Consider the following 22,095-nt stretch of genomic DNA (forward strand, 5'->3'; position numbering starts at 1 on the left):
ACATGGGGTGTCGGTTTCGACGTCCTCTGAACATCCCGGAAATTTGGCTGGGCCCGGTGAAAACCGGGTCCAGCCGAACCTGTCTTAGAAAGGGCCCAACTAAACGGGCGTTTTTTCAGGCGAGGTTCAAAGGATCGGGAGGCCGCCATTCGGGAAGGTGGTCATGAATTGATCCGAACACGCTGTCTCGTATGGACAAGGTGCCGGGGCCCGGCGGCATCCTTGTTCAGTGAGAATTGGAAAGGTGACATCTGACATGGCTCAATCGTTCCTTGGCCAGAAACGTCTTCGCAAATACTACGGTAAAATCCGCGAAGTCCTGGACATGCCGAACCTCATCGAGGTCCAGAAATCTTCTTACGACCTCTTCCTGCGCTCTGGTGATGCAGAACAGCCGCTCGACGGCGAAGGCATCATGGGCGTGTTCCAGTCGGTATTTCCGATCAAGGACTTTAATGAGACGTCGGTTCTGGAGTTCGTGAAATATTCCTTTGAACGTCCGAAATATGACGTTGAGGAATGTATGCAGCGCGACATGACCTATTCGGCTCCGCTGAAGGTCACTCTGCGTCTGATCGTCTTTGATGTGGACGAAGACACCGGTGCAAAATCGGTGAAGGACATCAAGGAACAGGACGTCTACATGGGCGATATGCCCCTGATGACGCCGAACGGCACCTTTGTGGTCAACGGCACCGAGCGTGTGATCGTGTCCCAGATGCACCGTTCGCCGGGCGTGTTCTTCGATCACGACAAGGGCAAGACACATTCTTCGGGCAAGCTGCTGTTTGCCTGCCGCATCATCCCGTATCGCGGCTCCTGGCTGGACTTCGAATTCGACGCCAAGGACATCGTCTTTGCCCGCATCGACCGTCGTCGTAAGCTGCCTGTGACAACCCTGCTGTATGCGCTGGGTCTGGATCAGGAAGGCATCATGGATGCCTATTACAACACCATCTCCTTCAAGCTGGAAAAGAGCCGTGGCTGGGTCACGCCGTTCTTCCCCGAGCGCGTGCGCGGCACCCGTCCGACCTACGATCTGGTTGACGCCGCCACCGGTGAGATCTTTGCCGAAGCTGGCAAGAAGGTCACACCGCGCGCCGTCAAGAAGATGATTGACGAAGGCAACATCAGCGAGCTGCTGGTTCCCTTTGAGCATATCGTTGGCAAATATGTCGCCAAGGATATCATCAACGAAGAAAACGGCGCCATCTATGTCGAGGCCGGCGATGAGCTGACCCTCGAGTATGACAAGGGCGGCGAAATCATCGGCGGGACCGTCAAGGAACTGCTGGATGCCGGTATCACCGACATTCCGGTTCTGGACATCGACAACATCAATGTCGGCCCCTACATGCGCAACACCATGGCGCAGGACAAAAACATGGGTCGCGATACCGCGCTCATGGATATCTACCGCGTCATGCGCCCGGGCGAGCCGCCGACCGTCGAAGCTGCCTCCGCGCTGTTCGACACGCTGTTCTTCGATTCCGAGCGTTACGACCTCTCCGCCGTTGGCCGTGTGAAGATGAACATGCGCCTTGCTCTGGACGCCGAGGACACTCAGCGCACCCTGCGCAAGGAAGATATCATCTCCTGCATCAAGGCGCTGGTTGAGCTGCGTGACGGCAAGGGCGACATCGACGATATCGACCACCTCGGCAACCGTCGTGTGCGCTCCGTTGGCGAACTGATGGAAAATCAGTACCGCGTCGGTCTGCTGCGCATGGAACGCGCCATCAAGGAGCGGATGTCCTCGGTCGAGATCGACACGGTGATGCCGCAGGATCTGATCAATGCAAAACCGGCTGCTGCTGCGGTGCGTGAATTCTTCGGCTCCTCGCAGCTGTCGCAGTTCATGGACCAGACCAACCCGCTCTCCGAAGTGACGCACAAGCGTCGTCTCTCGGCGCTTGGGCCTGGCGGTCTGACCCGCGAGCGCGCCGGCTTTGAGGTCCGCGACGTGCACCCGACCCACTATGGCCGGATGTGCCCGATTGAGACACCGGAAGGCCCGAACATCGGTCTGATCAACTCGCTGGCGACCTTTGCTCGCGTGAACAAATATGGCTTCATCGAAACACCTTACCGCGTCGTCAACGACGCCAAGGTGACAGACGAAGTCCACTATATGTCCGCGACCGAGGAAATGCGTCACACCGTGGCGCAGGCCAACGCGACGCTGGATGAAGACGGTAAATTCGTCAACGATCTGGTCTCGACCCGCCAGTCCGGCGACTACACCCTGGCACCGCGCGAAAGCGTGGATCTGATCGACGTCAGCCCGAAACAGCTGGTATCGGTTGCGGCCTCGCTGATCCCGTTCCTTGAGAACGACGATGCTAACCGCGCTCTGATGGGCTCGAACATGCAACGTCAGGCGGTTCCGCTGTTGCGTGCCGAGGCGCCGCTGGTCGGCACCGGCATCGAAGAGATCGTGGCACGGGATTCCGGCGCGGCCATCATGGCCAAACGCGCAGGCATCATCGACCAGATCGACGCGCAGCGTATCGTGATCCGGGCAACCGAAGATCTGGAACTGGGGGATGCGGGTGTTGATATCTACCGTATGCGCAAATTCCAGCGTTCGAACCAGAACACCTGCATCAACCAGCGTCCGCTGGTGAAAGTAGGCCAGGAAGTCCGCAAAGGCGAAGTGATTGCCGATGGTCCGTCCACCGATATGGGTGAACTGGCTCTGGGTAAAAACGTCGTCGTGGCCTTCATGCCCTGGAATGGCTACAACTACGAAGACTCCATCCTGATCTCCGAGCGCATCGCGCGTGACGACGTCTTTACTTCGATCCACATCGAGGAATTCGAAGTCGCCGCCCGTGATACCAAGCTTGGGCCGGAAGAGATCACCCGCGACATCCCGAACGTCGGTGAAGAAGCGCTGCGCAACCTCGACGAGGCGGGCATCGTTTACATCGGTGCCGATGTGGAGCCGGGCGATATTCTGGTTGGCAAGATCACACCCAAGGGCGAAAGCCCGATGACCCCGGAAGAAAAGCTGCTGCGCGCCATCTTTGGCGAGAAAGCATCTGACGTGCGCGACACCAGCTTGCGCGTGAAGCCGGGCGACTACGGGACCGTGGTCGAGGTGCGGGTCTTCAACCGTCACGGCGTCGAGAAAGACGAACGTGCGTTGCAGATCGAGCGTGAGGAAGTCGAGCGTCTGGCCCGTGACCGGGACGACGAACTGGGCATCCTGGATCGCAACATCTACGCCCGCCTGCGTGGCATGCTGCTGGGTAAAACCGCAGTCAAAGGCCCCAAGGGTATCAAGGCCGGTTCCGAAATCACCGAAGAGCTGCTGGACACACTCAGCCGCGGTCAGTGGTGGATGCTGGCGCTGGAAGACGAGCAGAGCGCACAGGTCGTCGAGGCCCTGAACGAGCAGTATGAAGCACAGAAACGTGCTCTGGATGCCCGTTTCGAAGACAAGGTCGAGAAGGTCCGTCGCGGCGACGATCTGCCCCCGGGCGTCATGAAGATGGTGAAAGTCTTTATCGCGGTGAAGCGCAAGCTGCAGCCGGGCGACAAGATGGCCGGCCGTCACGGGAACAAGGGTGTGATCTCGAAAGTGGTGCCGATGGAGGACATGCCGTTCCTCGCCGATGGTACCCCGGTCGATTTCTGTCTCAACCCGCTCGGCGTTCCGTCGCGGATGAACGTTGGTCAGATTCTGGAGACCCACATGGGTTGGGCCGCACGCGGTCTGGGTATCAAAGTCGATGATGCGCTTCAGGAATACCGTCGTTCTGGCGATCTGACCCCGGTGCGTGAAGCGATGCACCACGCCTATGGTGATGACGTCTACGGTGAAGGTATTGCCGATATGACCGAGACCGATCTGGTCGAGGCTGCCGGTAATGTGACCCGTGGCGTGCCGATCGCGACACCCGTCTTCGACGGCGCCAAAGAGGCGGACGTCAACGATGCACTGGTGCGCGCTGGCTTTGACACTTCCGGTCAGTCGGTCCTGTTTGATGGTCGTACGGGTGAGCAATTCGCACGCCCCGTCACCGTCGGCATCAAGTATCTGCTGAAACTGCACCACCTGGTCGACGACAAGATCCACGCGCGTTCGACCGGCCCGTACTCCCTCGTCACGCAGCAGCCGCTGGGTGGTAAGGCGCAGTTCGGTGGTCAGCGCTTTGGTGAGATGGAAGTCTGGGCTCTGGAAGCCTATGGCGCCGCCTACACCCTGCAGGAGATGCTGACCGTGAAGTCGGATGACGTTGCAGGCCGGACCAAGGTCTATGAATCGATCGTCAAGGGCGAGGACAACTTCGAAGCGGGCGTACCGGAATCGTTTAACGTTCTGGTGAAAGAAGTCCGTGGCCTCGGCCTGAATATGGAACTCCTGGATGCGGAGGGTGACGAGTAAGGGGAACAGGATTTTTCAAAAAATCTTGGCAGATTTCTTCACAGAAATTTGCCTCCCCCTCCAGCCTTTCGCACGAATTTGAGGACATCAAAATGAACCAGGAACTGACGAATAATCCGTTCAACCCGCTGACGCCGCCGAAGGTCTTCGACGAGATCAAGGTGTCGCTGGCCTCGCCTGAGCGGATCCTGTCGTGGTCCTACGGCGAGATCAAAAAGCCGGAAACCATCAACTACCGGACGTTCAAACCTGAGCGTGACGGTCTCTTCTGCGCGCGTATCTTTGGCCCGATCAAGGACTACGAATGCCTCTGCGGCAAATATAAGCGTATGAAATATCGCGGCGTTGTCTGCGAAAAATGCGGTGTGGAAGTCACGCTGCAAAAGGTCCGCCGTGAGCGCATGGGCCACATCGAACTGGCGTCGCCGGTTGCGCATATCTGGTTTCTGAAGTCGCTGCCGTCGCGCATCGGCCTGATGCTGGACATGACCCTGCGCGATCTTGAGCGGGTTCTGTATTTCGAAAACTATGTTGTCATCGAGCCGGGTCTGACCGACCTCACCTACGGCCAGATGATGACCGAAGAAGAATACATGGACGCCCAGGACCAGTTCGGCATGGATGCCTTCACCGCCAATATCGGCGCTGAAGCGATCCGCGAAATGCTGGCGGCCATCGACCTTGAAGCCGAAGCCGAACAGCTGCGCGCTGAGCTGGCCGAAGCCACAGGCGAGCTGAAGCCCAAGAAGATCATCAAGCGCCTCAAAGTGGTTGAGAGCTTCCTGGAATCCGGCAACCGCCCGGAATGGATGGTCATGACCGTGATCCCGGTCATTCCGCCGGAACTGCGTCCGCTGGTGCCGCTGGATGGTGGCCGTTTTGCGACCTCCGACCTCAATGACCTCTATCGCCGCGTGATCAACCGGAACAACCGCCTGAAGCGGCTGATCGAACTGCGCGCGCCGGATATCATCGTCCGCAACGAAAAGCGGATGCTGCAGGAATCCGTGGACGCGCTGTTTGACAACGGCCGTCGCGGCCGCGTCATCACAGGCGCCAACAAGCGTCCGCTGAAATCGCTCTCTGACATGCTGAAGGGTAAGCAGGGTCGTTTCCGTCAGAACCTTCTGGGTAAGCGGGTCGACTTCTCCGGCCGTTCGGTGATTGTGACCGGTCCTGAGCTGAAGCTGCACCAGTGCGGCCTGCCCAAGAAGATGGCGCTCGAACTCTTCAAGCCCTTCATCTATTCGCGTCTGGAGGCCAAAGGTCTGTCCTCCACCGTGAAACAGGCGAAAAAGCTGGTTGAGAAAGAGCGCCCCGAAGTGTGGGATATCCTCGACGAGGTTATTCGCGAGCACCCTGTTATGCTGAACCGTGCGCCGACGCTGCACCGTCTTGGCATTCAGGCGTTCGAACCCACGTTGATCGAAGGTAAGGCGATCCAGCTGCACCCGCTGGTCTGCTCGGCGTTCAACGCGGACTTCGACGGCGACCAGATGGCTGTGCACGTCCCGCTGAGCCTTGAGGCCCAGCTGGAAGCGCGCGTCCTGATGATGTCCACCAACAACGTTCTGTCGCCTGCCAACGGCGCGCCGATCATTGTTCCTTCGCAGGATATGATCCTAGGTCTCTACTATGTGACCCTGGAACGCGAAGGCATGCCCGGCGAAGGCAAGATCTTTGGTACCATCGACGAGGTTCAGCACGCGCTGGACGCCGGCGAAGTGCATCTGCACACCAAGATCACCGCGCGGATCACTCAGATCGACGAAGAAGGCAACGAGGTCCTCAAGCGTTTTGAGACCACCCCGGGCCGTGTCCGTCTGGGCGCGCTGCTGCCGAAGAACGTCAAGGCACCGTTTGAACTGGTCAACCGTCTTCTGCGGAAGAAAGAGGTTCAGCAGGTCATCGACACCGTCTACCGCTACTGCGGTCAGAAGGAATCCGTGATCTTCTGTGACCAGATCATGACCATGGGTTTCCGTGAAGCGTTCAAGGCGGGCATTTCGTTCGGCAAGGACGACATGGTGATCCCCGACACCAAATGGACGCTGGTCGATGAGACCCGCGATCAGGTGAAGGACTTCGAACAGCAGTACATGGACGGCCTGATCACCCAGGGCGAAAAGTACAACAAAGTTGTCGATGCCTGGTCGAAGTGTAACGACAAGGTCACCGATGCGATGATGGGCACCATCTCCGCTGACAAGCGGGATGAGAACGGCGCCGTGATGGAACCGAACTCGGTCTACATGATGGCCCACTCCGGTGCGCGTGGCTCGGTGACCCAGATGAAGCAGCTGGGCGGGATGCGTGGCCTGATGGCGAAGCCGAACGGCGACATCATCGAGACCCCGATCATCTCGAACTTTAAAGAAGGCCTGACCGTTCTCGAGTACTTCAACTCGACCCACGGTGCCCGTAAGGGTCTGTCGGATACGGCTCTTAAGACGGCGAACTCGGGTTACCTGACCCGCCGTCTGGTGGACGTGGCACAGGACTGCATCGTGCGTGATCGCGATTGTGGCACCGAAGCAGCGATCACCGCCGAAGCCGCTGTCAACGATGGTGAAGTTGTGGCCTCGCTGGGCGAACGTATCCTGGGCCGTGTCGCGGCAGAGGATATCAAGAAGCCCGGCACCGAGGAGATCATCGTGGCCGCTGGCCAGCTGATCGACGAGCGCATGGCAGATGCAGTGGAAGAGGCCGGCGTTCAGTCGACCCGTATCCGCTCGCCGCTGACCTGTGAAGCCGAAGAGGGCGTCTGCGCCCAGTGCTACGGTCGTGACCTCGCCCGTGGTACGCAGGTGAACACCGGTGAGGCTGTCGGCATCATCGCGGCCCAGTCGATCGGTGAACCCGGCACACAGCTGACGATGCGGACCTTCCACATCGGTGGCGTTGCGCAGGGTGGTCAGCAGTCCTTCCTGGAAGCCTCGCAAGAGGGCAAGATCGTCTTCGAGATGCCGCAGACCCTGGAGAACGCCAATGGCGAGACCCTGGTTGTTGGTCGGAACATGAAGCTGATCATTCAGGACGAGCACGGCGAAGAGCGCGCCAGCCACAAGCTGGGCTACGGCTCCAAGCTGTTCGTCAAGGAAGGCCAGTCGGTGTCCCGTGGCGACAAGCTGTTCGAATGGGATCCCTACACCCTGCCGATCATCGCCGAAAAACCCGGTACCGCGAAATATGTGGACCTGGTTTCCGGCATCGCCGTTCGCGACGAGACCGACGAAGCCACCGGCATGACCCAGAAGATCGTGATCGACTGGCGTGCGGCTCCGAAAGGCTCTGACCTGAAGCCGGAAATCATCCTGGTCGATGGTGACGGTGAACCGGTGCGTAGCGATGCGGGCAACCCGCTGACCTACCCGATGTCTGTGGACGCCATTCTGTCGGTCGAAGAAGGCCAGCAGATCATGGCCGGTGACGTTGTTGCGCGTATCCCGCGTGAAGGCGCCAAGACCAAGGACATTACCGGTGGTCTGCCGCGCGTTGCGGAACTGTTCGAAGCCCGTCGTCCGAAGGATCACGCGATCATCGCCGAAATCGATGGGTACGTGCGCTTTGGCCGCGACTACAAGAACAAGCGTCGCATCTCGATCGAGCCTGCGGATGACTCGATGGAGCCCGTCGAGTACATGGTGCCCAAGGGCAAGCACATTCCGGTTCAGGAAGGTGACTTTGTCCAAAAGGGTGACTACATCATGGATGGCAACCCAGCGCCGCATGACATCCTGTCCATCATGGGTGTTGAGGCTCTGGCGAACTACATGATCGACGAGGTTCAGGACGTCTATCGCCTGCAGGGTGTGAAGATCAACGACAAGCACATCGAGGTGATCGTTCGCCAGATGCTGCAGAAGTGGGAGATCTCCGACTCCGGCGACACGACGCTGCTGAAAGGCGAGCACGTGGACAAGCAGGAGTTCGACACCGCCAACGAAAAGGCGCTGGCCCGTGGCAAGCGTCCGGCTCAGGGCGAACCGATCCTGCTCGGCATCACCAAGGCGTCGCTGCAGACCCGTTCCTTCATCTCGGCGGCCTCCTTCCAGGAGACCACCCGTGTCCTCACCGAAGCTTCGGTACAGGGCAAGAAGGACAAGCTGGTCGGCCTCAAGGAGAACGTCATCGTGGGTCGCCTGATCCCGGCCGGTACCGGTGGCGCCACCCAGCGTGTGCGCAACATCGCCCAGTCGCGTGACAATGTCGTCCTCGAGGCGCGCCGTGAGGAGGCCGAAGCAGCCGCCGCTCTGGCCGCCCCGTCGATGGATGATGTCAGCAGCGAGGCGAGCTTCGACACTCTGGTGGAAACCCCAGAGAGCCGCGACTGATCCACGTTGATCTGAAATGAATAAGCCCCCCGCAACCGATGTTGCGGGGGGCTTATTCTTGGAGATGTCCGTAAACCATATTGGCCCGCTCTGCGGACAGAGCCGTCGCTCAGGTCGCAGGGGGCAATGCCCGCGGGCAGCCCAAAGCTGAAATTGAATTTCGCTCAGAGAGTCGAATTCGAGGACCCTGAGTTCATCTGTTACCGGCTTGCCTACCCCGCAACATGGCGCGTTGGTGGGCAGCTGCCAAAGCTTTGGCGCAACGACTGGTTTCTTGTGGGCAATGCCATAAAGGTCGCGGATTTCTGGCAGCTCGATCCGGAAGGCAACTCCGATCACCTCGGACAGGCGGTCAACCTGCGGGTGACGGCGGCGCGGATAGACGCTCGACCGTTCTCGGTGCTCGAAGGCGAGGAGTGAGCTTCTGGTCAGCCCCCCAGCCGTTCGAGCACACGGCACATGCGGTCGATGGCGCGGCGCACTTCGGGCAGGTGGCGGTCTGCTTCATGGGTTACCAGCCACTGATCATGGGTCAGCTCCGGCACCACAGGACCAGCGCGTCGCAAGCCCGGCTCCGCTTCGCCGATGAAGATCGGAAGCAGGGCGGTCCAATGCCCGGCCAAGGCAAGGTCCAGCGCATTGCGCGGGCTGTTCACTTCACACACGGCATCGCCGCCAGTGATTTGCGCCACCCAGCGTGCTGAGGGCGTTTCGGTCACCACTCTGATCCAGCGCTCCGGTGCACCGGGCGCGGCGTACGGCGCGAACTCCACAGCGGCCAGCTTGCGCCCCGCCAAAGTCTCCTCCGTTGGGCGCCGGTTACGGAAGCCGATGACCACTTCCCGATGCACGATGTCCATCACGCGTTCTGCGGACACAAAGCGCAGGCGGATGTCCGGCGGGGATCCGGTCAGGGCGCCAAATGACCGCAGCAAGGCCAGCGTCGTCTAGGTGCCTGCGGAAACCTTGACCAGTGGCAGTCTGTCTTTACCGGGGCGCTGCACCAGCCGAGCAATCCGCGCCTCAACTCCCGACAGTCCCCCCAGAAGCGCCTGTCCTTCGCAGGTCAGCCGATAGCCCCTGTCGTGACGCACGAACAGTTCCCGACCAAGGCTGCGTTCAAGCCCGTGCATCCGGCGCCCCAGCGTGGCGGCGCTACGCCCGGTGGTTCGCGCGGCGGCCGACAGCCCGCCGTCCCGCGCCACTGCTAGGAACAAGTTCAAGTCTTCCCAGTCGAGTGTTCCTGCAATCGTCTCGTTCGTTTTCGGATCATCCGCGACCATCATTTCACCAGCGAAAAGAGAAGTTCAAACCGTTTCGTTTCATGACGCCAACTTGTTCACTATCCTGCTTTCAGGTCAAGCGCCGCAATCCCAGCAACTTCGAAAGGAGATCACTCGTGCCCCATACGCTCAAGACATCGACCGAATTTCCTGCCGCGCGCTCCTCGCCCGAACAAAGGGCACAGGACGCTTTCATGGATATGCATGACGGAAAGGGTGCCCACGCCCTGCTCTGGGGCATAGAAACCATTGCATCGGTCGGCACTTTTCTGGGGCACCTTCTGGCGAGCGTAGCAACGCTTCTCAGCCGTACTCAGGCAAGCCTGGCACGAAAACAAGGGAAATCCACCAAATGACAAACTTGCTCGGAGACGCCGAGAAGCGCCCCATTGGTCGAAATGGTCCGAACGTTTCGCGATTTGGTCTCGGGACCATGACGTTCGGTGTCGAAACCCCGGAAGACGAAGCCCATCGTCAGCTAGATTACTTTGCCGATTCGGGCAGAACGCTGATCGACACCGCGGACGCCTATGGGGGGGTGCCTCCGAAGAAATCATCGGGAAGTGGGCCGCGAGACGTCCTCAGGGGTATGGGGACATGATCCTCGCCACCAACGCCCGCTTTGCACCACCGCCGAACAGTTCTGGGGCTTCGCGCCGGGGCCTGCAGTTAGCCCTCAAAGCCAGCCTCACTCGTCTGCGCACGGAAACCATCGACGTTTTTTTTTCGTTCACGGCTAGGACCGTGAGACAAACATCGACGAGACACTCTCGACGCTATACGACTTCGTTCGAGAAGGCAAAGTTCATCACGTCACTTGGTCTAACATCGCTGGCTGGCAACTTCAGAAAATTGTCTCTCATGCGCGCGCGCACCGCCTGCCGGTACCAGTCGCGCTGCAACCGCAGTACAACCTTCTCGACCGGTCCATCGAATTGGAAGTCCTGCCCTGTCGTGCCGAGGAAGGCGTCGGTCTGACACCGTGGTCGCCGCTCGGTGGCGGGTGGCTGACGGGAAAATACAATGAAAAAGCACGGCCCAGCGGCGCAACCCGGCTGGGAGAAGACCCCAACCGTGGCGTCGAAGCCTACGATTTACGCAACATCGACCGTACTTGGCGGATCCTCGCGGCTCTGAAACAGGTCGCGCGAGATCTTGAGCGTCCACCGGCGCACGTCGCGCTGGCTTGGTTGGCGGATCGCCCCTGCGTCAGTACCCATTGCTCGGCGCGCGCACGAAAAAGCAGCTTGCGGACAATTTGGCCGGCGCCGACCTGGTGCTGACGCAGGAACAAAGCGCCCGCCTGACGCGAGCGTCGGCCCCGGGCCTGCCGAATTACCCGTACGGGTTCCTTCAGGACTGGTCAGGATTGGACTTCTGGCAGAATCTGGGGACTGCAACCTCAAAGTGAAACTTGACCTTCTACGGTGAGATAATACTTACGCCCACTCTATACCCTGAGCAGTTAGTCCCACTGTGTGGTGGCCTGTAACGACTGACGCAGACTGAGAAGGGGTCTGATCCGGCTTGGGGCGGAATCGTATCATAAGGCATTCCCGACCTTCGCTGCATGGCGCAAGAACTGGTAAGGAGCGGACGAAGTGCGCATTCGCTGCGGATGCGCCAACGGCTGCTTTCGGACATGGACGGGCCGAGAGGCTTTTGTTCGCTACAGGGCTGTGACGTTTGAATTTGGTCCCTATCGACTTATTCGGCAGCGTCAGAAACTCGATCCTGTCTTGGGGAGCATCCGAATTTGCGGGCATATTCTCTCGAGAACTGAGCCGAACTTTCGTATCCCACCCCGTAGGCAATCTCGGAGACCTTTGAGCCGGTGGTTTGAAGCTCATTACGGGCATGAAGCAGACGCAGATCTTTCTGGTATTGCAGCGGAGAGTTGCCCGTGACTGCTTTGAACTGTTCGAAAAAGGCCGAACTGCTCATACCCATACGAGCGGCAAGCTCTCCGACGACAAGGGGTTTGCCCAGATCTGACCGGATTTCGTGCGTCGCCGCAAAGATCCGGCTGGCCGTGTTATCGTGCCACACCAGTTTTTGAAGCGTGCCACCATGTTGCCCGATCAGCAGGCGGGCATGGATTTCCCGCGACGTGATCGGCGCCAGCATGTGTCGCGCCACTTCGGTTTCGCACTGGCGAAAGTATCGCAACAGGGCGTCTTGCATGTCGTCACCAGTGGGTGCGAGGCAAATCGAAAACGGATCTGACACACGTTGGGCGGATGACTGCGGCAAGGACGGAGCCAGGGCGCGAAGGAGATCCAGATCAAGGGGGAATACGAGCGCGACATAGGGATGATCGGGCGCGGCCTCGGTGATCCTTGAAACAACGGGCAGCGCGTTGCTGACGATCAGCGACTGCCCGGCCCGCACGGTGAGTGTTCTGGTGCTGGTCCCAACCTCTTTTGCACCTTGCAGGACCGCGCACAACAGCGGGCGGTAGACATTTGCGTCATGTTGGGTGGTCGCCGGGTGGGTGAGAAAAACCGTCCCGCCATCCTTATGTGTTAGTACACCCTGCGCAACGCCCGCGTGGTCAAGCTGCGCCAAAACATAGTCCAATAGCGTCTGAGGTCCCATGAATGCCTCCTGTGGATCGACCTACTTTACCACGGGAACAAAGCAAACGCTTACCCAAAACTTCGACTTATCGAGGATTGTGCAAGAAAGCTGAAGAATACTGAAAGAAAAATCCTGCCTTGTTGATTATCGTATGAACAGAAAGTTAGGGATTCGAGATATGAAAACCATTCTTATCACCGGGGCCTCGTCGGGAATTGGCGCGGCGACCGCCCGGCATTTCCAAGCAAACGGTTGGAATGTCATCGCCACGATGCGCAGCCCTACGGACAGCCCGGAGCTCGGCGCGCTAGAAAACGTGCATCTGGCCCAACTGGATGTGACGGATGCGGGTTCAATTGCAACGGCCGTAGGCGAAGGCATCGAACGGTTCGGGCAGATTGATGTTTTGCTGAACAATGCGGGCTATGGCGCCTATGGTGCGTTAGAGGCCTTTTCGATGGATCGCATCCGGCGTCAGTTTGACACCAACGTGCTTGGATTGATCGAAGTGACCAAGGCGGTTCTGCCCCACTTTCGTCAAAACCGGTCGGGCACGATCATCAATATCTCGTCCATTGGCGGGCAGATCACATTTCCACTTGGCGCGCTTTATCACGGCACCAAGTTTGCAGTTGAGGGACTTTCGGAGTCGCTGCATTACGAGCTGGAGCCCCTTGGCATTCGGGTCCGTATTGTCCAGCCGGGCATGGTACGAACCAACTTTGGGGGCAGTTCTTTCGATTTCGCCATGGATGAAAACCTGCCGGACTACGCGCCAATGGTTGAAGCCATGGGGCGCCTGTTTGGCAAGCTGGCCGCGAACCCTTCTGCGCCCGAAACTGTCGCGCAGGTCATTTGGGATGCGGCCAACGAGACCGGAAGCCGCCTGCGCTTTCGCGCTGGACCTGATGCTGAAGAGCTGCTCGATGCCCGCAAACAACAAGATGACGAGACGTTCATCGGTGGTCTCAAGCAAAAGATGGGACCCTGAAGGCTATCCAATCATTCATAGAAAGAGGGCATGATCCATGTACCGCGAAGCAATCGAAAAAGGCGGCTTGGCCATTGTAACCGGGGCGGCAAGCGGCGTCGGCAAAGTCGCAGCTCAACGACTGGTACAAGACGGTCTGGGGGTTGTGCTGGTAGATCTGGCAGGTGAGGCCTTGGACCGAGCCGAGGCGGAATTGCGCGATCTGGCGGGCGCGTCCGCAATCGTTCAGGCGGTTCCGACAGATGTCACAGACACCGACGCCATGACTGCCTTGGCGGATCAGGTCTTTGCGCTCGGAGAGGTAGCAGTCCTGATGAACAATGCCGGTATCGCGCTGCCGACCGGCAGTTGGAAAAACGCAGAGAACTGGCGCAAACTTTTAGAGGTCAATCTCTTTGGTGTCATGAACGGCGTGCATGCTTTCTTGCCACGCATGATAGAAGCTGCACGCCCGGCGGTGGTGATCAACACAGGGTCAAAACAGGGGATCACCACACCGCCCGGAAACCCTGCCTATAATACCAGCAAAGCCGCCGTGAAAGTCATGACAGAAATGCTGGCGCACGATTTGCGACAGGCCGAGGCGAAAATCACCGCCCATCTGTTTGTGCCGGGGTTTACCTATACTGGTATGATTAAGAAGTTCATGTCGGAAAAACCCGCCGCCGCGTGGACGAGCGAAGAGGCAATCGACTACCTGCTGAAGCGCATGTCGGACGGGGATTTCTATATTCTCTGCCCGGACAATGATGTGTCCGCAGAGCTCGACCGCAAACGGGTTGAATGGGCCGTGGGCGACATTATCAACAACCGCACGGCGCTCTCACGCTGGCATCCTGACTATGCGGATGCCTTTGCCGCGCACGAGGCCTTGGAATAGCCGCTCCAAAAGAGCGGCCGTAAATGGAGCCAGTGAAACTGTTGTCCAAATAACAAGGCTTACTCCTCATCTAAATACCTAGCGGACATTCGTGCGAAGCGCGGCATCAAGTATTTTGGGCTCCAAGCGGACCAACGCGATTTGCGGACATCTCGTTTTGCGTTGCGACGGCTTCGTTTGCGGGCCGACCGCGCGGTTCGCGTGATTTAGGATCTTCCCAATTTGCGCCGGGAATGGTCTCTTGCTGCGGATGACGAAGTGCCCCGTCGGGCCGAAACAGGACAGCGCAGAATGGATATCAGACTCAGCATCGTTGGCCTTGTGCGCTTCTCCGTGCTGACCCCGACCTATTATTCCGAGAAATTCGCGACCCTTGCCGATACGGCGGCTCATCTTTTCGCACCGGACCGGATGGAACTCAGGTTCCGGGTGTTTGAGCGGCTCTGCCTGCGCTCTCTCCTGCGCCAGAGCGATCAGGGATTTCACCTGATCGTCCTCACGGCTGAAGATATGCCCGAGCCCTATCTGGAACGCCTGTCGCGCCTGCTGGAACCCGCCGACAATATCACGCTGATGCCGGTGGGGCCCGGCGTGCATTACAAGATGCTGAAGCAGGGCTATAACGCCGTCCCAACAGAGGGGGCGACCCATCGCCTGATGTTCCGTCTGGATGACGACGATGCGGTGGATCTCGATTACATCGCCCGCAATCGGCGCCTCGCCACCGGGATGATCCCGCTACAGGGAGAGAGCACCCCCTTTATCCTTGCCAACAATCGCGGCATCTACCTGCGCCGCAGCGAGGGGCCGCAGGGCGTGCAGGACGAGATCTTCGATGCCTGCGAAAAGGCGCCGCTCTCGGTGGGGGCCGCGCTTGTGGCACCTGTCGGATATGGCGGCAATCCCTACCGCTACAATCACCGCCGCTACGCGCAGCACTGGAACGTGGTGTCGGATATCTCGACGCCGGGTTTCCTGCGCACCATTCATGGTGACAATAAATCCAGACCTGCGCAGATGGGGATCACCCACAAGATGTCCGAGGCCGAGATCGCCGCAGCACTTGACCGCCACTTTGCGATGACGCCGGACCAGCTGCGAGCTGTGCTGCCGTGATGTCCCGGCTGACCGGAAACCAGCTGGGCGCGCTGCTGATGATTGGCAGCATGGCGGGTTTCACGATCAATGACGGGATGGTCAAACTCGCGGGGCAGAGCCTGCCGCTCTCGCAGATCCTGGTGGTGCGCGGTATTGCCGTCAGCCTGCTGATCTACGCGCTTGCCCGCGCTTATGGCAGCTTGCGCCTGTCGCTGAGCCGCCGGGATTGGGGGCTTGTCGCAGGCCGCAGCCTGACTGAGGTGGCCACCACCTATTTCTTTCTCAGCGCCCTGTTGACCCTGCCCATCGCCAATGTGACGGCCATTTTGCAGATGCTGCCGTTGACCGTGACCCTCGCCGCGGTGCTGCTCTTTGGGGAACAGGTCGGCTGGCGTCGGGCCGCAGCGATTGGCGCGGGTTTTATCGGAATGCTGCTGATCGTGCGACCGGGACCGGAGGGCTTTGATAGCGGCACCGGCTACGCCCTTGCAGCGGTTCTTTGTATCACCGCGCGTGATCTCTTTACCCGCCGGATGTCGGCGGCGGTGCCCTCGCTGACCGTCAGCTTGATGGCGGCGCTGTCGGTCCTGCTGTTCGGTCTTGTGCTTGGCTTGCAGGAGGACTGGCAGCCGCTGACCCTGACGACCACGTTTATCCTGCTTTTTGCAGCCGGCTGCATCTTCGTCGGCTATCTGTTCTCGGTGATGGTCATGCGGGTTGGTGATGTGGCGGCGGTTTCGCCCTTTCGCTACACCGGGCTGCTCTGGGCCCTGCTGCTTGGCTGGCTGATGTTTGACAGCTGGCCGGATGCGCTCACCCTGCTGGGGGCGGCCATCGTCGTGGCTGCCGGTGTTTTCAGCCTGCTGCGGGAGCGCCCCCGCCGCCGCGCCAGCGCGCCCCTGTCACCGCCCGAGTAGACGCGTCAGGCCCGGATTGCAAAGCGCGCTTCGAATTCGCCTTCCTGCGCTGGGGTGAGGCGGCTCAGCTCCGGTTCTCTGGCACCTTTCTGACGGGAGTCATTATAGGCGTTGAGCGTGCGCACAAACATCGGCGCATCCGGTATCGTGATGCTGGGCATGAAACGCGCAATCTTGTGATGGGCAAAATTCATGATGCTCTGCTTGCAATTGCCGGCCACATACATGCCCATCGCCGCAACAAAATAGGGCCGGTACCCCTCTGCCGCATAGATCCCGTCCGACGCGAAGCGCGCGGTGAAGCCCTTGCAGAAATCAATCGCAACCGTCTGGTTCTGTGCGATCAGCCCCTGACACTGGCCAGCGGTCTGGCGCAGCCGCTCGACAAAATCCACCGAGACCGCATCATCATCGTCATGACGGAATTGCAGGCAGGGCGCGCTCAGGTCATTGCGGGCGGTATTCAGAACCTCCTTCATGACCTGCCGGTGGTTGCCGGGGGGCAAGGCACGGATCTGCACCTGCGGCATATCCGCCGTCAGATCGCGCAGCCGTGCCAGATGTGGCGCTGGCAGGCTCTCGCCAATCACAATCACCAGCGTGAAGTCCTGATCGGTCTGGGTACGCAGACAGGGCAGGGCGACCCGTTCCAGCAGGTCAAACCGCTCCTTCAGCCGGGCCTCGGCATAGAGATAGGCGATCCGCTCATCAAGCGTGTCATGTTCAACCTGAAACCCACCAATGGCGGGATAGGAAAAACGGCATAGACCTATGACCTGCATCGCTGTAGACCCTCGCGCCTGCGGCCTCTCATGCGGGTCCGCCTGTCGCGGCGCACTATGCACCGCGCAGGTTGTACGGGCAAGCTGTAGCCCACGGGCGCTGTCCGGCCGCCGGCGCGCGCGCACGCCGCGCCGATGCGGCTGGGGGAGCTGCTGTTGACATCCCCCGCGACTCCCCATATACGCCCGCCTATCCGGCAACCGGGGGTCGCCCCAAAAGCCGATATCAAAATCTAAGTGGCTCAAGATCTCGTGCGCCTATTTGCGCGGATCCTCTGTAAACCCACCGCGTCGTTTACCTCGGAATGGAAACGATTGCGGTTTTTGCGCTTGCGGACGCGTAAGTGCGACGAATTTAGCCGTACGTTCAAGGACGTGCATGACACATGTGTTGTTGAGACGGGGAAAAAACCGGAATGCCAACGATCCAACAGCTGATCCGCAAGCCGCGGCAGCCGAAAGTAAAACGCTCTAAGTCCATGCACCTGGAACAGTGCCCGCAAAAACGCGGCGTCTGCACCCGTGTGTATACCACCACACCGAAGAAACCGAACTCCGCTATGCGGAAAGTTGCGAAGGTCCGCCTGACCAACGGTTTCGAAGTGATCTCCTACATCCCCGGTGAAAGCCACAACCTTCAGGAACACTCCGTGGTTCTGATCCGTGGCGGCCGTGTAAAAGACCTTCCCGGTGTCCGTTACCACATCCTGCGTGGTGTTCTGGATACCCAGGGCGTCAAAGACCGTAAGCAACGCCGTTCGAAGTACGGCGCGAAGCGTCCTAAATAAGAAGGATATTGATAAATGTCTCGCCGTCACGCTGCTGAAAAACGCGAAGTTCTGCCCGACGCCAAGTTTGGCGACCGCGTTCTGACCAAATTCATGAACAACCTGATGATCGATGGTAAAAAATCGGTCGCAGAAAGCATCGTTTACAACGCATTCGACCGCGTTGAATCGAAAATCAAACGTGCCCCCGTGGAAGTTTTCCACGAAGCCCTGGACAACGTGAAGCCTTCCGTCGAAGTGCGCTCGCGTCGTGTGGGTGGTGCCACCTACCAGGTGCCCGTCGAAGTGCGCCCCGAGCGCCGCGAAGCCCTGGCGATCCGCTGGCTGATCAAAGCCGCCCGCGCTCGCAACGAAAACACCATGGAAGAACGCCTCGCCGGTGAGCTGCTGGACGCTGTACAGTCCCGCGGTACCGCCGTGAAGAAGCGCGAAGACACCCACAAGATGGCAGAGGCTAACAAAGCCTTCTCCCATTATCGCTGGTAAGCTAGGGGACCTAGACCTATGGCACGCGAATATCCGCTCAACCTGTACCGTAACTTCGGTATCATGGCGCACATCGACGCAGGTAAAACCACCTGCTCCGAGCGTATCCTGTATTACACCGGCAAATCCCACAACATTGGTGAGGTGCACGATGGTGCAGCCACCATGGACTGGATGGAGCAGGAGCAGGAACGCGGGATCACCATCACCTCGGCTGCGACCACCACCTTCTGGGAACGCACCGAAGATGGTCAGACCGCTGACTCTCCGAAGCACCGCCTGAACATCATCGACACCCCCGGCCACGTTGACTTCACCATCGAAGTTGAGCGTTCGCTGGCGGTTCTCGACGGTGCTGTCTGTGTTCTGGACGCCAACGCCGGTGTTGAACCCCAGACCGAAACCGTGTGGCGTCAGGCTGACCGCTACAAGGTTCCGCGTATGGTGTTCGTCAACAAGATGGACAAGATCGGCGCTGACTTCTTCAACTGCGTCAACATGATCGAAGACCGCACCGGCGCCCGCGCGGTTCCGGTTGGTATTCCGATCGGCGCAGAAACCGAGCTGGAAGGCCTGGTTGACCTCGTCAACATGGAAGAATGGCTGTGGCAGGGTGAAGACCTTGGCGCGTCGTGGATCAAAGCACCGATCCGTGACAGCCTGAAAGACATGGCCGAAGAATGGCGCGGCAAGATGATCGAAGCGGCCGTCGAAATGGACGACGACGCGATGGAAGCCTATCTGGAAGGCGAAGAGCCCGACGTCCCGACCCTGCGCAAACTGCTGCGCAAGGGTACTCTGGCCCTGGCATTCGTTCCGGTTCTCGGCGGCTCCGCATTCAAGAACAAAGGCGTTCAGCCGCTGTTGAACGCTGTGATCGACTATCTGCCCAGCCCGCTGGACGTTGTTGATTACATGGGCTTCAAACCCGGTGACGAAACCGAAACCCGTGACATCGCCCGCCGTGCGGACGACGACATGGCGTTCTCGGGTCTGGCGTTCAAAATCATGAACGACCCCTTCGTCGGCTCGTTGACTTTCACCCGGGTTTACTCCGGTACCTTGGCCAAGGGCGACACGCTCCTGAACTCCACCAAGGGCAAGAAAGAACGCGTCGGCCGGATGATGATGATGCACTCCAACGACCGTGAGGAAATCACGGAAGCGTTTGCAGGCGACATCATCGCGCTGGCAGGTCTGAAAGACACCACAACCGGTGACACGCTCTGCGCGGTCAACGATCCGGTGGTTCTGGAAACCATGACCTTCCCCGATCCGGTGATCGAGATCGCGGTTGAGCCGAAAACCAAGGCCGACCAGGAGAAAATGTCCCAGGGTCTGCAGCGTCTGGCTGCCGAAGATCCGTCCTTCCGCGTGGAGACCGACATCGAGTCCGGTCAGACCATCATGAAGGGTATGGGCGAACTTCACCTGGACATCCTGGTTGACCGTCTGAAGCGTGAATTCAAGGTCGAAGCCAACATCGGTGCGCCGCAGGTTGCCTACCGCGAGACCATCGGTCACGAGGTCGAGCACACCTACACCCACAAGAAACAGTCGGGTGGTTCGGGTCAGTTCGCCGAGGTGAAGATGATCATCTCGCCGACAGAGCCGGGCGAAGGCTACTCCTTCGAGAGCCGCATCGTTGGTGGTGCCGTTCCCAAGGAATACGTCCCCGGTGTTGAAAAAGGCATCCAGTCTGTCATGGATAGCGGCCCGCTGGCCGGCTTCCCCGTGATCGACTTCAAGGTTGCCCTGATCGACGGTAAGTTCCACGACGTTGACTCCAGCGTTCTGGCCTTCGAAATCGCTGCACGTATGTGTATGCGTGAAGGCATGCGCAAAGCTGGCGCCAAGATGCTGGAACCGATCATGAAGGTGGAAGTTATCACACCTGAGGACTACACCGGTGGCATCATCGGCGATTTGACCTCGCGTCGTGGTCAGGTGACCGGCCAGGAACCCCGCGGCAACGCAATTGCGATCGACGCATTTGTGCCGCTGGCGAACATGTTCGGCTACATCAACACCCTGCGTTCGATGAGCTCGGGCCGCGCCCAGTTCACCATGCAGTTCGATCATTACGATCCGGTTCCGCAGAACATCTCTGACGAGATCCAGGCAAAATTCGCTTAAGCGAACAGATATTGAGGGGTTCGCGCCACGGCGCGTGCCCTTCTCAACACGAAAAGGAGGCCTCTCATGGCTAAGGAAAAGTTTGAACGTACAAAACCGCACGTCAACATCGGCACCATCGGCCACGTTGACCACGGCAAGACCACGCTGACCGCAGCGATCACCAAGTATTTCGGTGACTTCAAAGCCTACGACCAGATCGACGGCGCACCTGAAGAGAAAGCCCGCGGCATCACCATCTCGACCGCGCACGTGGAATATGAGACCGAAGGCCGTCACTACGCCCACGTCGACTGCCCCGGCCACGCTGACTATGTGAAAAACATGATCACCGGTGCGGCGCAGATGGACGGCGCGATCCTGGTTGTGAACGCTGCTGACGGCCCGATGCCGCAGACCCGCGAGCACATCCTGCTGGGCCGCCAGGTTGGCATCCCGAAGATGGTCGTGTTCATGAACAAAGTGGACCAGGTCGACGACGAAGAGCTCCTGGAGCTGGTCGAAATGGAAATCCGCGAACTGCTGTCTTCCTACGACTACCCGGGCGACGATATCCCGATCATCGCAGGGTCCGCTCTGGCGGCGATGGAAGGCCGTGACGACGCGATCGGCGCCGACAAGATCAAGGAACTGATGGCGGCTGTTGACGATTACATCGACACGCCTGAGCGCGCTGTTGACCAGCCGTTCCTGATGCCGATCGAAGACGTGTTCTCGATTTCCGGCCGTGGCACCGTTGTGACCGGTCGTATTGAGCGCGGCGTGATCAACGTTGGCGACTCGATCGAGATCGTTGGTATCCGTGACACCTCCACCACCACCTGTACCGGTGTGGAAATGTTCCGCAAGCTCTTGGACCGTGGTGAAGCAGGCGACAACATCGGCGCGCTGCTGCGTGGTGTTGACCGTGACGGCGTTGAGCGTGGTCAGGTTCTGTGTAAGCCGGGTTCCGTGAAGCCGCACACCAAGTTCGAAGCTGAGGCCTATATCCTCACCAAGGAAGAAGGCGGTCGTCACACCCCGTTCTTCGCGAACTACCGTCCGCAGTTCTACTTCCGGACCACCGACGTGACCGGCACCGTGACCCTGCCCGAGGGTACCGAGATGGTTATGCCCGGCGACAACCTGAAGTTCGACGTTGAACTGATCGCGCCGATCGCGATGGAGCAGGGCCTGCGCTTCGCGATCCGCGAAGGTGGCCGCACCGTCGGCGCCGGCGTTGTGTCGAAAATCACCGACTAAGGTCGAGTTTCCAACGGAAACTCTGGCCTGTGGTGAGTGGTGACAGGTGGTTTTCGCTAGAAAATCACCGAGCGCCACTCAGGTGAGAAAATAGAAAGGCCGCTCCAACCGGGGCGGCCTTTTTCTATGTGGCGCGAGGCTCTTCGGGAGTCGGTAGCCCTGATGCTGCGCCTTGAATTGCGCAC

Annotated in this window: 16 protein-coding genes and 2 pseudogenes; 14 read left to right on the forward strand and 4 right to left on the reverse strand. The window is 59.4% G+C overall.

What is annotated here, in order from left to right; genetic code table 11:
• The first annotated feature begins 256 nt into the window (after nucleotides 1-256).
• The 3 genes from rpoB to WLQ66_RS11870 all read left to right on the forward strand — a co-directional run bounded on the left by rpoB (nucleotide 257) and on the right by WLQ66_RS11870 (nucleotide 9,147).
• Nucleotides 257-4,393 carry a DNA-directed RNA polymerase subunit beta gene (gene rpoB, locus WLQ66_RS11860; RefSeq protein ID WP_340546577.1) on the forward strand — a complete coding sequence of 1,379 codons (4,137 nt, stop codon included), beginning with the start codon at nucleotides 257-259 and terminating at the stop codon, nucleotides 4,391-4,393.
• A gap of 92 nt (nucleotides 4,394-4,485) precedes the next feature.
• Nucleotides 4,486-8,727 carry a DNA-directed RNA polymerase subunit beta' gene (rpoC, locus tag WLQ66_RS11865; RefSeq protein WP_340546578.1) on the forward strand — a complete coding sequence of 1,414 codons (4,242 nt, stop codon included), beginning with the start codon at nucleotides 4,486-4,488 and terminating at the stop codon, nucleotides 8,725-8,727.
• Nucleotides 8,728-8,853: 126 nt separating this feature from the next.
• Complete coding sequence (locus WLQ66_RS11870; RefSeq protein ID WP_340546579.1) at nucleotides 8,854-9,147, forward strand: hypothetical protein; 294 nt, start codon at nucleotides 8,854-8,856, stop codon at nucleotides 9,145-9,147.
• 8 nt (nucleotides 9,148-9,155) lie between these two features.
• Here the strand turns inward: WLQ66_RS11870 and WLQ66_RS11875 are convergent, their stop codons facing one another.
• Together WLQ66_RS11875 and WLQ66_RS11880 are read right to left on the reverse strand one after the other, a co-directional pair.
• The gene (locus WLQ66_RS11875; protein ID WP_340546580.1) at nucleotides 9,156-9,662 is read right to left on the reverse strand and encodes a LysR substrate-binding domain-containing protein; all 507 of its coding nucleotides are present in this window, start codon (nucleotides 9,660-9,662) and stop codon (nucleotides 9,156-9,158) included.
• A gap of 12 nt (nucleotides 9,663-9,674) precedes the next feature.
• Nucleotides 9,675-10,013 carry a LysR family transcriptional regulator gene (locus WLQ66_RS11880; RefSeq protein WP_340546581.1) on the reverse strand — a complete coding sequence of 113 codons (339 nt, stop codon included), beginning with the start codon at nucleotides 10,011-10,013 and terminating at the stop codon, nucleotides 9,675-9,677.
• A 113-nt stretch (nucleotides 10,014-10,126) separates the two neighbouring features.
• Here WLQ66_RS11880 and WLQ66_RS11885 point away from each other — a divergent pair, with 113 nt between their 5' ends.
• The 3 genes and pseudogenes from WLQ66_RS11885 to WLQ66_RS18820 all read left to right on the forward strand — a co-directional run.
• Complete coding sequence (locus tag WLQ66_RS11885) at nucleotides 10,127-10,366, forward strand: hypothetical protein (RefSeq protein WP_340546582.1); 240 nt, start codon at nucleotides 10,127-10,129, stop codon at nucleotides 10,364-10,366.
• 77 nt (nucleotides 10,367-10,443) lie between these two features.
• Nucleotides 10,444-10,724 (forward strand): annotated as a pseudogene (locus tag WLQ66_RS18815) (aldo/keto reductase); the annotation flags it as partial.
• Nucleotides 10,725-10,762: 38 nt separating this feature from the next.
• Nucleotides 10,763-11,293: pseudogene (locus WLQ66_RS18820) on the forward strand (aldo/keto reductase); the annotation flags it as partial.
• Between the two features lie 424 nt (nucleotides 11,294-11,717).
• Here the strand turns inward: WLQ66_RS18820 and WLQ66_RS11890 are convergent.
• Complete coding sequence (locus WLQ66_RS11890; RefSeq protein WP_340546583.1) at nucleotides 11,718-12,608, reverse strand: AraC family transcriptional regulator; 891 nt, start codon at nucleotides 12,606-12,608, stop codon at nucleotides 11,718-11,720.
• A gap of 160 nt (nucleotides 12,609-12,768) precedes the next feature.
• On the opposite strand from WLQ66_RS11890, the gene WLQ66_RS11895 reads away from it, so the two are divergent.
• The 4 genes from WLQ66_RS11895 to WLQ66_RS11910 all read left to right on the forward strand — a co-directional run bounded on the left by WLQ66_RS11895 (nucleotide 12,769) and on the right by WLQ66_RS11910 (nucleotide 16,476).
• Nucleotides 12,769-13,581 carry an SDR family oxidoreductase gene (locus WLQ66_RS11895; RefSeq protein ID WP_340546584.1) on the forward strand — a complete coding sequence of 271 codons (813 nt, stop codon included), beginning with the start codon at nucleotides 12,769-12,771 and terminating at the stop codon, nucleotides 13,579-13,581.
• A 37-nt stretch (nucleotides 13,582-13,618) separates the two neighbouring features.
• Nucleotides 13,619-14,461 (forward strand): SDR family NAD(P)-dependent oxidoreductase, encoded by an 843-nt coding sequence (locus WLQ66_RS11900; RefSeq protein WP_340546585.1) that lies wholly within the window; start codon nucleotides 13,619-13,621, stop codon nucleotides 14,459-14,461.
• Nucleotides 14,462-14,752: 291 nt separating this feature from the next.
• Nucleotides 14,753-15,577: a glycosyltransferase gene (locus WLQ66_RS11905; protein WP_340546586.1), complete on the forward strand. Its 825-nt coding sequence runs from the start codon at nucleotides 14,753-14,755 to the stop codon at nucleotides 15,575-15,577.
• Complete coding sequence (locus WLQ66_RS11910; protein ID WP_340546587.1) at nucleotides 15,574-16,476, forward strand: DMT family transporter; 903 nt, start codon at nucleotides 15,574-15,576, stop codon at nucleotides 16,474-16,476. Before WLQ66_RS11905 ends, WLQ66_RS11910 begins: the two co-directional genes overlap by 4 nt.
• A 5-nt stretch (nucleotides 16,477-16,481) precedes the next feature.
• Here the strand turns inward: WLQ66_RS11910 and WLQ66_RS11915 are convergent, their stop codons facing one another.
• Entirely contained in the window at nucleotides 16,482-17,258 is a 777-nt protein-coding gene (locus tag WLQ66_RS11915) for a putative rhamnosyl transferase (protein ID WP_340546588.1), read from the reverse strand.
• Nucleotides 17,259-17,674: 416 nt separating this feature from the next.
• Between WLQ66_RS11915 and rpsL the strand changes: the two genes are divergently transcribed.
• The 4 genes from rpsL (at nucleotide 17,675) to tuf (ending at nucleotide 21,910) form a co-directional block, all read left to right on the forward strand.
• Nucleotides 17,675-18,046 (forward strand): 30S ribosomal protein S12, encoded by a 372-nt coding sequence (rpsL, locus tag WLQ66_RS11920; protein ID WP_005621086.1) that lies wholly within the window; start codon nucleotides 17,675-17,677, stop codon nucleotides 18,044-18,046.
• Nucleotides 18,047-18,061: 15 nt separating this feature from the next.
• Nucleotides 18,062-18,532, forward strand: a complete 471-nt coding sequence (gene rpsG / locus WLQ66_RS11925) for a 30S ribosomal protein S7 (RefSeq protein WP_014876015.1) — start codon at nucleotides 18,062-18,064, stop codon at nucleotides 18,530-18,532.
• Nucleotides 18,533-18,550: 18 nt separating this feature from the next.
• Entirely contained in the window at nucleotides 18,551-20,668 is a 2,118-nt protein-coding gene (fusA, locus tag WLQ66_RS11930) for an elongation factor G (protein ID WP_340546589.1), read from the forward strand.
• 66 nt (nucleotides 20,669-20,734) lie between these two features.
• Nucleotides 20,735-21,910: an elongation factor Tu gene (tuf, locus tag WLQ66_RS11935; RefSeq protein WP_340546570.1), complete on the forward strand. Its 1,176-nt coding sequence runs from the start codon at nucleotides 20,735-20,737 to the stop codon at nucleotides 21,908-21,910.
• Nucleotides 21,911-22,095 lie beyond the last annotated feature (185 nt).

This window comes from Phaeobacter sp. A36a-5a (genome assembly GCF_037911135.1).
GTDB lineage: Bacteria > Pseudomonadota > Alphaproteobacteria > Rhodobacterales > Rhodobacteraceae > Phaeobacter > Phaeobacter bryozoorum.